Raw genomic sequence first — 12414 nt, forward strand, 5'->3', positions numbered from 1 at the left:
GATCAGCCGATGACGTCGTAGTCCGCGCCGAGAGCGTCCAGCTTCAGCAGGAACTTCTCGTAGCCGCGGCTGAGGATGTCCACGCCGGACACTTTGGACTCGCCCGTCGCGGTCAGCGCGGCGATCACGTGGCTGTACCCGCCGCGAAGGTCGGGGACGACGATGTCGGCACCGTGCAGCGGCGTGGGCCCGGTGATCACGGCGGCCTGCTCCAGGTCGCGGCGTGGGACACGGCGCGGACCGTCCTGCAGGCCGTGCGGATGCACGACGATGTCGGCGCCCATCTTCACGAGCGCGCCCGTGAAGCCCATCCGGTTCTCGTACACGGTCTCGTGCACGATCGAGCGTCCGTTCGCCTGGGTGAGGGCGACCACGAGCGGCTGCTGCCAGTCGGTCATGAAGCCGGGATGCACATCGGTCTCGACCACGACGGGCTTCAGCTCGCCGCCACGACGGAAGAGGATCCCGTCCTCCTGGATGTCGAACCAGCCGCCGGCCTTGCGGAACACGTTCAGGAACGTCAGCATCTCCTGCTGCTTGGCGCCGCCGACGAAGATCTCACCATCGGTCGCGAGCGCCGCGCTCGCCCAGGACGCCGCCTCGTTACGGTCGAAGATGGACCGGTGGTCGTAGCCCCGCAGGGTCTGCACGCCCTCGATGAGGATCACGCGGTTGGGCTCGTAGGAGATGATCGCGCCCATCTTCTGGAGCACCGCGATGAGGTCCATGATCTCGGGCTCGATCGCGGCGTTGCGCAGCTCGGTCGTCCCCTGTGCGCGCACCGCGCTGAGGAGCACCTGCTCGGTCGCGCCGACGCTCGGATAGGGCAGGTGGATGTTCGCCCCGCGGAGACCGTTCGGGGCGGAGAGACGGATGCCGCTCGGCAGCTTCTCGACGATGGCGCCGAACTTGCGGAGTGCGTCGAGGTGGAAGTCGATCGGCCGGTCCCCGATGCGGCATCCGCCGAGGTCGGGGATGAAGGCCTGACCGAGACGGTGCAGAAGCGGTCCGCAGAAGAGGATCGGGATCCGGGAGGCACCCGCGTGGGCATCGATCTCCTCGAAGTGCGCCGACTCGACGTCGCTCGGGTCGAAGACGAGCGAGCCGGGCTCGTCGCCCTCGGTGACCCGCACGCCGTGCACCTCGAGCAGCGAGCGCACGACCGCCGCGTCGCTGATCGCCGGGACATCGCGCAGCACGCTCGTGGTCTCGCCGAGAAGAGAGGCGACCATCGCCTTGGTGGCCAGGTTCTTCGCGCCCTTCACATCGACGCGCCCGCGCAGCGGCCGCCCTCCCCTGATCGCAAGGACGTCGCCTGTGAGCGGCATGCCTCCGTCGGCGGGGATGGTGTCGTGCAGCGGTGTCGTCATTCGCAGAGCCTCTTCTTCTCACACGGACCGCGGCCGGAGCCGCCGGGCGGATGCCCCCGGCCCACGCTCCCCCCGCTCAGCGAACGGGGAGCGTACGTGGCCGCCACGACTCGCGGCGGGCCTCGAACTGCGCGATCTTGTCTTCGTTGCGCAGGGTGAGCCCGATGTCATCGAGCCCCTCGAGGAGCCGCCATCTAGTGTAATCGTCGATCCCGATGGGGGTCCGGAAGTCGCCGATCGCGGCGGTGCGCGCCTCGAGGTCGACCGTGATCTCTCGCCCCGGCTCCTCGTCGATCAGCGCCCAGATGCGCTCGATGTCCGCCTCCTCCACCGTGGCCGCGAGCAGACCCTGCTTGCCGGAGTTGCCACGGAAGATGTCGGCGAAGCGCGGGCTCAGCACCACGCGGAAGCCGTAGTCGCGCAGCGCCCAGACCGCGTGCTCGCGGCTCGATCCGGTGCCGAAGTCCGGCCCCGCGACCAGCACCGAGGCCTTGCGGAAGGGCTCCTGGTTGAGCACGAAGCCGGGGTCCTGGCGCCAGGCGTGGAAGAGCGCGTCATCGAACCCCGTCTTGGTGACGCGCTTGAGGAACACGGCGGGGATGATCTGATCGGTGTCGACGTTGGAGCGCTTCAGCGGGGCGGCGACGCCGGTGTGGGTGGTGAACTTCTCCATGGTCAGACCTCCTGCTCGACGCCGGCCAGATCGCTCGGGCTGGAGAGCGTGCCGCGGACGGCCGTCGCCGCGGCGACGAGCGGTGAGACCAGATGCGTCCGCCCGCCCTTGCCCTGCCTCCCCTCGAAGTTGCGGTTGGAGGTCGAGGCGCAGCGCTCCCCCGGCGCGAGCTGGTCGGGGTTCATGCCCAGGCACATCGAGCACCCGGCGAACCGCCACTCGGCGCCGAAGTCGGTGAACACCTTGTCCAGCCCCTCCGCCTCGGCCTCGAGCCGGACGCGCGCCGACCCGGGGACGACCATGACGCGCACGCCCTCGGCCTTCTTCTTGCCTTTCACGACCGACGCGAACGCGCGGAGGTCCTCGATCCGGCTGTTGGTGCAGGACCCCATGAAGACCGCGTCGACCTTGACCTCTTTGAGAGGAGTGCCGGGGACGAGATCCATGTACTCCAGCGCCCGCTCGGCGGCGGCGCGTTCGTTCGGATCCGCGATCGCGGCGGGGTCGGGGACCTCCGCGGAGAGAGAGCTCCCCTGCCCCGGGTTGGTGCCCCAGGTGACGAACGGCTCCAGGGCGTCCGCGTCGATGACGACCTCGGCGTCGAAGACGGCGCCTTCGTCGGTCGGGAGTGTTTTCCAGTAGGCGACCGCGTCCTCCCAGTCCTGGCCCTGCGGCGCGTGTGGCCGGCCTCTCAGGTAGGCGAAGGTGGTCTCGTCCGGCGCCACCATGCCCGCGCGGGCACCGGCCTCGATCGACATGTTGCAGATCGTCATACGCCCCTCCATCGAGAGGGACCGGATGGCGCTGCCGCGGTATTCGAGCACATAGCCCTGCCCGCCGCCGGTGCCGATCTTCGCGATCACCGCGAGGATGATGTCCTTCGCGGTGACACCGGGACGGAGCGTGCCCTCGACGGTGATCGCCATGGTCTTGAAGGGCTTCAGCGGCAGGGTCTGCGTGGCCATCACGTGTTCGACCTCGCTCGTTCCGATGCCGAAGGCCATCGCGCCGAACGCGCCGTGCGTGGAGGTGTGCGAGTCCCCGCAGACGACGGTGATACCCGGCATCGTCAGGCCCAGCTGCGGCCCCACGACGTGCACGATGCCCTGCTCGGCGTCACCGAGGGAGTGCAGGCGCACCCCGTACTCCGCGGCGTTGCGACGCAGCGTCTCGATCTGCGTGCGGCTGGTGAGATCCGCGATCGGCTTGTCGATGTCGAGCGTAGGGGTGTTGTGGTCTTCGGTCGCGATCGTCAGGTCCAGGCGGCGCAAGGGCCGCCCCTCGGCCCGCAGCCCGTCGAACGCCTGCGGACTCGTCACCTCGTGCAGGAGGTGGAGGTCGATGTAGATGAGATCGGGCTCGCCGTTCTCTCCTTTGACGACGAGGTGGTCGTCCCAGACCTTCTCGGCGAGCGTACGAGGACGTGACGGACCAGTCGCTTCTGTGGGCATGTCGCATTTCTCCTGGGTTCGGCGTACGGCCAAAGCGAGACTCCGCGACGAGGAAGGCCTAGCTGAACGAGGTCTCGTCGCGGCTGCTAAGGAGAAGCACCACCGCCTGCATGCCGGTCAGTTTACACGGCGCGCAGGCGGCAGGTTCCCCTCACTCTGCGGCTATGGGCTGCTTCCGCTTCTTCTCCCGCGACGAGGCGACGAGGCTCGCGACCGTCGCGACCGCCATCGAGGCGAAGATGACGCCGAGCGACACCCAGTTGTTGATGTCGGGGGCCCACTCGATGGGCTTGCCGCCGTTGATGAACGGCAGCTCGTTCTCGTGCATCGCGTGCAGGATGAGCTTGATCCCGATGAAGCCGAGGATGAAGGCCACGCCGTAGTGGAGGTAGCGCAGCTTCTCCAGCAGGTCGCCGAGGAGGAAGTAGAGCTGACGCAGACCCATCAGCGCGAAGAGGTTCGCGGTGAACACGATGAACGGATTCTGCGTGACGCCATAGATCGCGGGGATCGAGTCGACGGCGAACATGAGGTCGGTGACGCCGATCGAGACGAACACGATGAGCATCGGTGTCCAGATCTTCTTCCCGTCCACCACAGTACGCAGTTTCGCTCCGTCGTACTCATCGCTGATGTCGATGCCGCGACGGAGCATCCGGATGATGAAGTTCTCTGTCTGCGCGTCGTCGTCGTTCTTCTCGGGCATCGCCTGTCGGATCGCCGTGAAGATGAGGAACGCGCCGAACACGTAGAAGATCGGGCTCAGGGTCTCTACCGCGGCTCCGACGACGAGGATGAAGACGGCTCGCAGCACGAGCGCGATGATGATCCCGACCATCAGCACCTCCTGCTGATAGCGCCTCGGGACCGAGAACTGCGCCATGATCAGCACGAAGACGAAGAGGTTGTCGATCGAGAGGCTGTACTCCATCGCCCATCCGGTGACGAAGTCGACCGCGTCCTTCGTGTCGCCGAGCAGGAACAGGAGTCCCGCGAAGACGAGCGCGAGCGTCACGTAGAAGGCCACCCACAGCGACGACTCCCTGGTGGAGGGGATGTGCGGGCGCTTCAGGATCAGGAGCAGGTCGGCGAGCAGGATGAGCGTGAGCACCACCAGCGAGGTGATCTCGAACCAGACAGGGATTTCCACGGGCGCCAGGGGCCTTTCGAAAGGGTCGGACAGGACCGAAAGTCTCTCCCCCGCGACGGACGCGGCGCGCGGCCGGGAGCCTCGATGATGCTCCGTGATGACGAACGCGCGATGACGGGATACTCCCTTTCGCCCTGACAGCATAGCCGAGTCGGAGGAGGCCGCTTACCGCAGCCATAGCTGTTCGTGGTGAAATGGCCGTTGTGAATCAGACCACGGACGTCCCGACGCCTCTGGAGACCCCCGCACGCAACCCCTGGGCGAAGGGGATATCCTCCCTCATCTTCGTCAGCCGCTGGCTGCAGGCCCCGCTCTACGTCGGTCTGATCGTCGCGCAGCTCATCTACGTCTGGGTGTTCATGGTGGAGCTGTGGCACCTGATCGAGAAGGTCTTCTCCGGCCATGGGCTGAACGAGTCGCAGGTGATGCTCGCGGTCCTCGGCCTCATCGACGTCGTCATGATCGCGAACCTGCTGATCATGGTGATCATCGGCGGCTATGAGACCTTCGTGTCGCGGATCAATGTCGACGGCCACCCCGATCAGCCGGAGTGGCTTTCACACGTCAACGCCAACGTGCTCAAGGTCAAGCTCGCGATGGCGATCATCGGCATCTCCTCGATCCACCTCCTGAAGACGTTCATCGAGGTCGGTGCGATGAGCCCCGTCTCTGGCACGAGCAGCGGTCCCGAGAAGTACACGTCGATCGGCGTGTTCTGGCAGGTCACGATCCATGTCGTCTTCATCATCTCCGCACTCGCGCTCGCCTGGATCGACAAGATGTCACAGGGGACGAGGCACGTGCCGGCGCCCCAGAGCGGGCCGAACGCGCACTGACCGCCTCGACCGCCCGCGCACCGTCGCTCCTGGCCGCGTGCGCGGGAATCTGAGACGATTCCCGCGCACGCGACACTTACCCGGTGAGAGACATCGAACGGAGCGAGGATGGCGCAGGAGCAGGACGACGCGACACTGGTCGCACGGGCCGCGGGCGGCAGCGAGCATGCCTTCCGCGCCCTCTACCGCGCCTACGCGCGCCCGGTCTACTGGATCGCGCACGGCATCCTCGGCCACACCGGCGATGCGGAGGATGTGACCCAGGAGACCTTCGTCACGGCGTGGCGGAAGCTCCCGGCCCTGCGTCTGGCCGGGGACTCGCTGCTGCCATGGCTCGCGACGATCTGCCGGTTCCAGGCGGCCAACCGGCTGCGGCTCCGGCGGCGCGACCGCGCCCACACCGCCGAGCCCGTCGACGACGCGCTTCCGGCGAGCGTCGACGTCGAGGAGCAGGTGATCAGCGCCGAGCTCGCTGCCCGCATCATGCGGGAGCTGTCGGAGATGAGCATCCTCGACCGAGAGATCTTCCGCCTCTGCGCCGCCGAGGGATACGCCTATGATGCGGCGGCCGAGGAGCTCGGCGTCACCCACGGTGTCGTCCGCAACCGTCTCTCCCGCGTGCGCACCCGCCTGCGCGGCGCTGCGACCGAAACGGAGCCCGCATGAACCCCCAGAACGCCGACCTTCCCCCGACAGCCGCCGCCTCCTCGCCTCCCGAGGTCCCGGCGGGGGCGCGCTCCGAGCCTGCCGGTCTTCCCGACCTGACCGACGAGGCCGTCGACCGTATGGAGGACGCCGTCTTCGCGCGCATCGCGGACGAGCGCGCCACCAGGCGCGCGACGGCCACGGACCGCTCGCGCACCCGCCGCCGGCGCTGGCTCACGGCCGGCGGCGTCGCCGCGGCTTTCGCAGCGGGGGTCCTGATCACCCCGCCGATCCTCGGGAGCGTCGCCGGGGTCTCGTCCAGCGCATCCCCCGAGATCCTGCCGGGATGGGCCGTCGCCCCGTCATCGGGCGGATCCGCCCCGAACGACGCGGCGCCGATGCCAGGAGCGCCGGCGCAGGGGCTGGAGAGCGCCAAGAGCGGATCCGCCGGCTCGGCGTCGGCCGACTCCTCGGCGCCGCGAGAGATCGTCCAGACCGGGTCGGCGACGATCCGCGTGGACGACGTCCGCGCGGCCGCCGACGCGCTCATCACACTGGCCGAGAAGCACGGCGGTCGTGTGGAGAGCATGACCATCGGCGCGACGGCGCCGGGACAGGACCCCGCTGCCGTCCCCGGAGAGGACGATGACCGCGGCTGGCTCAGTCTTCGTGTCCCGGCGAGCGACCTACAGGCGGTGATGGTCGCCCTCGGCGAACACGGAAGGGTCGAGGCGACCTCGCTCGGAGAGAGCGACGTGACCGAGGCGGCGGTGGACCTCCGCGCCCGGATCGACTCCGCTGCCGCGTCCGTGCAACGGCTGACGGAGCTGATGGCGAAGGCGGGGTCGGTGTCCGAGCTGCTCGAGGCGGAGGTGGCGCTGACCGACCGGCAGGCCCAGCTCGAGTCCGCCCGGCAGCAGCTGAAGGACCTCGAATCCCAGGTGACGATGTCCTCGCTCCAGATCTCGCTCACGCGAACGACGGCGCCGGCCGCCGACCCGGCAGGCTTCGGCGACGGGCTGGCCGCGGGATGGGCGGGTCTCATCGCCTCGGTCAACGCGCTCGTGATCGCTTCGGGCTTCCTTCTCCCCTGGCTCGGCGTGGCCGTCGTGATCGCGCTTCTGCTCTGGGGCGTCGTGCGTCTGATCCACCATCGCCGTCGGGGCCGACGGACCCCGACGGAGGAACCGGAAGCGCCAGAGGGCCGCTGACGCCGGACGACCAGGACCATGCTCTGCCGGACTACGACCGGACGGTGTGGAGATAGGTCAGGACGGCTCTGACCCGGCGGTTGTCCTCGACGGGGCTGAGGCCGAGCTTGGTGAAGATGTTGCCGATGTGCTTGCTGACCGCGGCGTCGGTGAGGGTGAGCGCGTCGGCGATGCCGGCGTTCGAGTGACCGTCCGCCATGAGCGCGAGCACCTCGCGCTCTCTCGCCGTGAGGCTGTCGAGCGGCCCCGGTCGAGAGGCGCTGAGGAGGTGCTGCACGACGTCCGGGTCGATGACCGTGCCTCCGGACGCGACCGCTTCGAGAGACGCGGCGAAGTCCCGGACACGATTGACACGGTCCTTGAGCAGATAGCCGATACCGCCGTGCGGAAGGGTGAGCAGCTCGCGGGCGTAGGTGTCTGCGATGTACTGCGAGAGCACCATGACCGGCTGGGTCGGATGTGCCGCTCTGATGTCCAGGGCGGCGCGGAGCCCGTCATCGCTGTTGCTCGGCGGCATCCGGACGTCTGTGAGGACGAGATCGGGAGGGTCGCCGACCTCGCCGAGCCGCTCGTAGGCCGCGAGCAGCTCGGCGGCGGTCCGCGCGCTCTCGACGATGACGTGGCCGAGCCGTTCCAGCAGAGCCGTCAACGCCTCGCGAAGCAGCGCGGAGTCCTCAGCGAGCAGTAGGCGCATCGTGCCCGGTCCTCTCCCTGAGCACCGGCAGAGCCATATGCAGCGTCGTTGGTCCCCCCGCGGGGCTGACGAGGGTGAACTGTCCGCCCAGAGTCTCAGCCCGCTCGCGCAGCCCCCGCAGTCCTGTCCCTCCGCTCTCGTCCGCGCCGCCGTGCCCGTCGTCGGCGACGATCACCGCGAGTGCGCCGCCCTCGAGCACGGCACGAACGATCAGCCGCGTCGCGGCGGTGTGCTTGGCGGCGTTGCTGATCGCCTCGGTCACGAGGTAGTAGGCGGCGGTCTCCACCGGCGCCGGCAGCCGGCCGAAATCGCCCACGTCGAGGCTGAGCGGGATCGGCGTCCGGTCGGCCAGCTCGTCCAGCGCGGCACGGAGCCCGTGATCGGTGAGGACGACGGGGTGGATTCCGCGGACGGTGTCGCGCAACGTCGCCATCGCGTGCTCGGCCTGTCCCTGCGCGACGTCCAGCGCGTCGCGGGCCAGGGCCGTGTCCGCGCCCTGGACGGCGAGGTCGTCGAGCTCGAGGCTGACCATGCCGAGCCGGGCGGCCAGGGTGACGAGCTCTTGCTGCACGCCGTCGTGCAGATCGCGTTCGATGCGCCGCCGCTCCGCCTCGAACGCCGCGACCAGCGCGGCCCGCGACCGAGTGAGCCGTTCCACGTTGCGGGCGAGCTCGACCTGCCGGGGACCGCACAGCATCCGCAGCAAAGACGCCTGTCCGGCGGCGAGCACGGCGTTGACATACACGAACAGCCACACCGCGAGCAGCGCGATCGGGATCACGGGCCACCAGTTGTCCGGCCCGACGAGGATCCACACATCGCCGAAGAGGTTGATTCGTGTACGGCCTCGACCCCCCGAGACGCCGACGAACACGAGCACGACCAGGCAGAGGCCCTGGACGAACAGGACCGCGAGCGCGACCCATCCGAGCAGGAGGTCCAGGAGGAGAGCCGCTGTCTCACGCCACGTCGCCCCTTCGTTGACGCGGACCGCCAGCCAGATGTGCCGCTGCTCCCGAGTCAGAGGCACGTGTCCCGAGCCCTGGCGGGGAAAGCCGAGTAAGCGCGTGCGGCGGCGTTCGAGCGCTCCGATCACGATCCCCCACAGCGGCAGGAGCAGCAGTGTGACGATCATGACCGGCAGCATCACAACACCGATCACGGCGCTCGCCAGCAGATAGAGGAGCGTGCGCCAAGGCCATCCCCCGAACAGGAACCGCCACGGCGGTCGCATCAGCGCGTGCCAGACGGTCGTCGGTCTCATGCGTCCCACCCTACGGAACAGGGGTCGTTCCAGCTTCCCTGCCACCGCGGGAGTAGAGCCAGCCCTACCTCGTCCTTCGACCCCGCTCCCTCGCACCGGCCTCGGCCATCACGTCGAATGGACGACGTGACCGAAGCACTCATCCATGTCGAGAACCTGCAGAAGACCTTCCCCTCAGCCACGCGGAGGGAACCCCGAGTGCCGGTGCTGCGCGGTATCACCTTCACCGTCCAGCCCGGCGAGATGGTGAGCATCGTCGGCCCCTCCGGCTCCGGCAAGTCCACGCTCCTCTCCTGTCTTTCCGGCCTCGAGCGCTACGACTCCGGCATCGTCCGCCTCGCCGGGAAGGAGCTCGGAGCGCTCAATCACGCGTCCCTCGCGGCCGTGCGTCGTAAGCACATCGGCTTCATCTTCCAGTCCTACAACCTCGTCCCTTCCCTCACCGCCCGAGAGAACATCGCCCTTCCCGCCCGCCTCGCCCGCCGTCGGACGGACCGCGCCGACATCGACCGCGCGCTGCGCGATGTGGGGCTGGCCGACCGAGGCGGCCATCGTCCCGGACAGCTCTCGGGAGGTCAGCAGCAGCGCGTCGCCGTCGCACGCGTTCTCGTCATGCGCCCTGACATCGTTTTCGCCGACGAGCCCACCGGATCGCTCGACACGGCCACGGGGGCAGACGTGCTCCGGCTCTTGCGCGCGGCTGCCGGAGGCGACCGCGCCGTCATCATGGTCACCCACGACATCGAGGCCGCCGCCCTTGCCGACCGGGTGCTCGTCCTTCGGGACGGCGTCATCCATACCGAACTGCGTCATCCGGCTCCGGAGCAGATCCTCGAGGCGATCGCGAACGCAAGGGCAGCCGCATGATGCGCCTCGCCGTCGCCGATCTGACCGCACACGCGCGGGTCTGGCTCGGCATCCTCGCCGTTGCGGTCGCCGCCGGCTTCGTGGGAGCTATCGCCGCCGGGCTCCTCGAGACGGGGATCGCCCACGGCGGACGCGTGCAGGAAGGGCTGTCCAGCACCAGCGCCGCCGTCATCATGTTCTCCGCCGTCACCGTGGTGATCGTGCTCAGCGCCACGGCGAACCTGACCGTCTCACTGCAACGACGCGGGTACGCCCTCTGGCAGCTGGTCGGTGTCCGCCCCGTCCTCGTCACCGTCGTCGTCCTCACCCAGCTCAGCATCGTCGGCGCTCTCGGCGCGCTGGTCGGCTGTGGAATCGCCATGCCGGTCTTCCCACCGCTCTTCGGCTGGGTGTTCCGCGAGTGGCCGGATCTGCGGGGCGTCAGCCTGCACCTCGGAGTTCTCAGCGTTCTCGTCGTGGGAGCGGCGATCACCCTGATGATGCTCCTCGGCGGGCTCCGTGGTGCGCGCCGCGCCGGTCGCACGCCCCCGATCATGGCGCTGCGCGATCCGGAACCGCCGAGGGTCCGGATGAGCTGGCTCCGTCTCGTGTTCGCCGCCCTCCTCCTCGGTGGCGCCGCGACACTGGCGGCGAACCTCGACGGCCGGGCGGCGACGCTCTCCGCCTTCGCAGGCCAGGCGATCCTGCTCACGCCTCTCCTCGCGGCCGCTCTCGCCGCGGCCGGGCCGCTGGTGTTCCCGCTCGTGCTCCGTGCATGGACGTCGTTGCTTCCGGCCAGCGTGTCCGCTTCGTGGTTCCTCGCGCGCCACTCCGCCCGTCACCGGCTCAGTCAGTCGACCGCCACGATCAGCCCGCTCATGATCGCCATCGCGCTGTCCGGCGGCCTCTACACGATGGCCGCGACCCTCGACGCCGCTCTCGTCGAGCGTAACGGAGACACGACGAGCTCCGGTCTCGCGCCCGAGGGCGTCGTGCTCCTGCTCGGTGGGCCGCTCCTGCTCTCGGCCGTGGCCGCGGCCGCGACCGTGTTCATGTCCGGCCACGCTCGCGAACGAGAGATCGCTCTCGTCCAGGCCTCCGGCTCGACACACGGCCTGATCGTCCTCGCCGCGATCTGGGAAGCCGTGATCTACGCCGTCACCGCGATGATCCTGGGAGCCGCGGCCACGATCGGCGGTGGACTGATCATCGCCGGCGCGCTCGCTCTTCCCTTGCCGATCGTGTCGTTCGACACCCTCGGCGTCGTCATGGGCGGAGGGCTCCTGCTCATCCTCATCGCGACGGTGGCACCGACCACGTCCGCGCTCCGTCACGAAGTGGCCCGGAGCCTCTCCGCCGAATGAGACCGGGGACCAAGAAGGCCCTCGGGATGAGCCGAGGGCCTTCTACGGTGACCCCAGCGGGATTCGAACCCGCGTTACCGCCGTGAGAGGGCGGCGTACTAGGCCGCTATACGATGGGGCCGTTTCAGGAGCTGTTTCCGGCTCCCGACAACCGTTCAAGTATGACATGGCCCTGCGTGCCCGCCAAATCGACGCCACCCCTCAGAGCTCCCCGGGTGTGTCGGAGAGTTGCCGTCGGGCCGACAGCGGAGTTGACTCGAACCATGCGCGTCACGAAGCACGAACACGCCACTCTCCGGCTGGACGACCACCGCCAGACGCTCCTGCTGGACCCGGGGTCGTTCACCCGTCCGCTCGAGGATCTGGACGATCTCGTCGGAGTCGTCGTCACCCATCTGCATCCCGACCATTGGACGCCCGAGCACCTCGCCCGCATCCTCCGGGCCGCTCCCGGCACGCCGGTCTTCGGCCCCGCCGGCGTCGCCCAGGCGGCCGAGGAATACGACGTCACCATCGTGGCCCCCGGGGACACGATCTCGGTCGGTGACTTCACGCTTCGGTTCTTCGGCGGCGCCCACGCGGTGATCCATTCCTCCATCCCCGTGGTCGACAACGTCGGCGTCCTCGTCGACGAGGAGCTGTACTATCCGGGCGACTCCTTCGCGGTGCCAGAAGGCGTGAAGGTAGGCACACTCGCCGCGCCGCTGGGCGGACCATGGCTCCGGATCGGCGACGCGATGGACTTCGTCCTGGCCGTCCGTCCCCGTCGCGCCTTCGGCACGCACGACATGACCCTCTCGACGATCGGGAAGAGCATGCACCGAGACCGGCTGCGCTGGGCGACCGCGCAAGGCGAGGGAGATTTCCTCGCCCTCGACCCCGGCGACGTGCTGGAGATCTGAGACGGCTC

At 68.9% G+C, this 12414-nt stretch carries 12 protein-coding genes and 1 tRNA gene; 6 read left to right on the forward strand and 7 right to left on the reverse strand.

Annotation, left to right across the window (positions count from 1 at the left end; translation table 11 throughout):
- Nucleotides 1-2: 2 nt before the first annotated feature.
- The 4 genes from murA to ACP15J_RS02850 form a co-directional block, all read right to left on the reverse strand.
- Nucleotides 3-1370 (reverse strand): UDP-N-acetylglucosamine 1-carboxyvinyltransferase, encoded by a 1368-nt coding sequence (murA, locus tag ACP15J_RS02835; RefSeq protein ID WP_424935562.1) that lies wholly within the window; start codon nucleotides 1368-1370, stop codon nucleotides 3-5.
- Nucleotides 1371-1446: 76 nt separating this feature from the next.
- On the reverse strand, nucleotides 1447-2043 hold the full coding sequence (gene leuD / locus ACP15J_RS02840) for a 3-isopropylmalate dehydratase small subunit (protein WP_424935561.1): 597 nt from the start codon (nucleotides 2041-2043) through the stop codon (nucleotides 1447-1449).
- 2 nt (nucleotides 2044-2045) lie between these two features.
- The gene (gene leuC, locus ACP15J_RS02845) at nucleotides 2046-3494 is read right to left on the reverse strand and encodes a 3-isopropylmalate dehydratase large subunit (protein WP_424935560.1); all 1449 of its coding nucleotides are present in this window, start codon (nucleotides 3492-3494) and stop codon (nucleotides 2046-2048) included.
- Nucleotides 3495-3645: 151 nt separating this feature from the next.
- Nucleotides 3646-4644, reverse strand: a complete 999-nt coding sequence (locus ACP15J_RS02850) for a TerC/Alx family metal homeostasis membrane protein (protein WP_197220576.1) — start codon at nucleotides 4642-4644, stop codon at nucleotides 3646-3648.
- A 194-nt stretch (nucleotides 4645-4838) separates the two neighbouring features.
- Between ACP15J_RS02850 and ACP15J_RS02855 the strand changes: the two genes are divergently transcribed.
- The 3 genes from ACP15J_RS02855 to ACP15J_RS02865 all read left to right on the forward strand — a co-directional run bounded on the left by ACP15J_RS02855 (nucleotide 4839) and on the right by ACP15J_RS02865 (nucleotide 7336).
- Nucleotides 4839-5480 (forward strand): TIGR00645 family protein, encoded by a 642-nt coding sequence (locus ACP15J_RS02855; RefSeq protein WP_424980833.1) that lies wholly within the window; start codon nucleotides 4839-4841, stop codon nucleotides 5478-5480.
- A 108-nt stretch (nucleotides 5481-5588) separates the two neighbouring features.
- Nucleotides 5589-6146 carry an RNA polymerase sigma factor gene (locus ACP15J_RS02860; protein ID WP_424935558.1) on the forward strand — a complete coding sequence of 186 codons (558 nt, stop codon included), beginning with the start codon at nucleotides 5589-5591 and terminating at the stop codon, nucleotides 6144-6146.
- Entirely contained in the window at nucleotides 6143-7336 is a 1194-nt protein-coding gene (locus tag ACP15J_RS02865) for a DUF4349 domain-containing protein (protein WP_424935557.1), read from the forward strand. Before ACP15J_RS02860 ends, ACP15J_RS02865 begins: the two co-directional genes overlap by 4 nt.
- A 31-nt stretch (nucleotides 7337-7367) precedes the next feature.
- Here ACP15J_RS02865 and ACP15J_RS02870 read toward each other — a convergent pair whose 3' ends face one another.
- Nucleotides 7368-8030, reverse strand: a complete 663-nt coding sequence (locus ACP15J_RS02870) for a response regulator transcription factor (protein ID WP_424935556.1) — start codon at nucleotides 8028-8030, stop codon at nucleotides 7368-7370.
- Entirely contained in the window at nucleotides 8011-9294 is a 1284-nt protein-coding gene (locus tag ACP15J_RS02875) for a histidine kinase (protein ID WP_424935555.1), read from the reverse strand. The genes ACP15J_RS02870 and ACP15J_RS02875 overlap by 20 nt, the downstream gene beginning before the upstream one ends.
- A 126-nt stretch (nucleotides 9295-9420) precedes the next feature.
- On the opposite strand from ACP15J_RS02875, the gene ACP15J_RS02880 reads away from it, so the two are divergent.
- Entirely contained in the window at nucleotides 9421-10161 is a 741-nt protein-coding gene (locus ACP15J_RS02880) for an ABC transporter ATP-binding protein (protein WP_424935554.1), read from the forward strand.
- Complete coding sequence (locus ACP15J_RS02885; protein ID WP_424935553.1) at nucleotides 10158-11504, forward strand: FtsX-like permease family protein; 1347 nt, start codon at nucleotides 10158-10160, stop codon at nucleotides 11502-11504. Before ACP15J_RS02880 ends, ACP15J_RS02885 begins: the two co-directional genes overlap by 4 nt.
- Nucleotides 11505-11552: 48 nt before the next feature.
- Here the strand turns inward: ACP15J_RS02885 and ACP15J_RS02890 are convergent.
- Nucleotides 11553-11625: transfer RNA gene (locus ACP15J_RS02890), tRNA-Glu, on the reverse strand.
- A 142-nt stretch (nucleotides 11626-11767) separates the two neighbouring features.
- On the opposite strand from ACP15J_RS02890, the gene ACP15J_RS02895 reads away from it, so the two are divergent.
- Complete coding sequence (locus ACP15J_RS02895) at nucleotides 11768-12406, forward strand: MBL fold metallo-hydrolase (protein WP_424935552.1); 639 nt, start codon at nucleotides 11768-11770, stop codon at nucleotides 12404-12406.
- Nucleotides 12407-12414: the final 8 nt, after the last annotated feature.

Source organism: Microbacterium sp. S308A+ (genome assembly GCF_049800815.1).
In the GTDB taxonomy this organism is placed as follows: domain Bacteria; phylum Actinomycetota; class Actinomycetes; order Actinomycetales; family Microbacteriaceae; genus Microbacterium.

Coding starts and splice junctions, on each gene's coding strand:
- murA (WP_424935562.1), bottom strand. CDS start 1,370: ATGACGACACCGCTGCACGACACCATCCCCGCCGACGGAGGCATGCCG.
- leuD (WP_424935561.1), bottom strand. CDS start 2,043: ATGGAGAAGTTCACCACCCACACCGGCGTCGCCGCCCCGCTGAAGCGC.
- leuC (WP_424935560.1), bottom strand. CDS start 3,494: ATGCCCACAGAAGCGACTGGTCCGTCACGTCCTCGTACGCTCGCCGAG.
- ACP15J_RS02855 (WP_424980833.1), top strand. CDS start 4,839: ATGGCCGTTGTGAATCAGACCACGGACGTCCCGACGCCTCTGGAGACC.
- ACP15J_RS02860 (WP_424935558.1), top strand. CDS start 5,589: ATGGCGCAGGAGCAGGACGACGCGACACTGGTCGCACGGGCCGCGGGC.
- ACP15J_RS02865 (WP_424935557.1), top strand. CDS start 6,143: ATGAACCCCCAGAACGCCGACCTTCCCCCGACAGCCGCCGCCTCCTCG.
- ACP15J_RS02870 (WP_424935556.1), bottom strand. CDS start 8,030: ATGCGCCTACTGCTCGCTGAGGACTCCGCGCTGCTTCGCGAGGCGTTG.
- ACP15J_RS02875 (WP_424935555.1), bottom strand. CDS start 9,294: ATGAGACCGACGACCGTCTGGCACGCGCTGATGCGACCGCCGTGGCGG.
- ACP15J_RS02885 (WP_424935553.1), top strand. CDS start 10,158: ATGATGCGCCTCGCCGTCGCCGATCTGACCGCACACGCGCGGGTCTGG.
- ACP15J_RS02895 (WP_424935552.1), top strand. CDS start 11,768: ATGCGCGTCACGAAGCACGAACACGCCACTCTCCGGCTGGACGACCAC.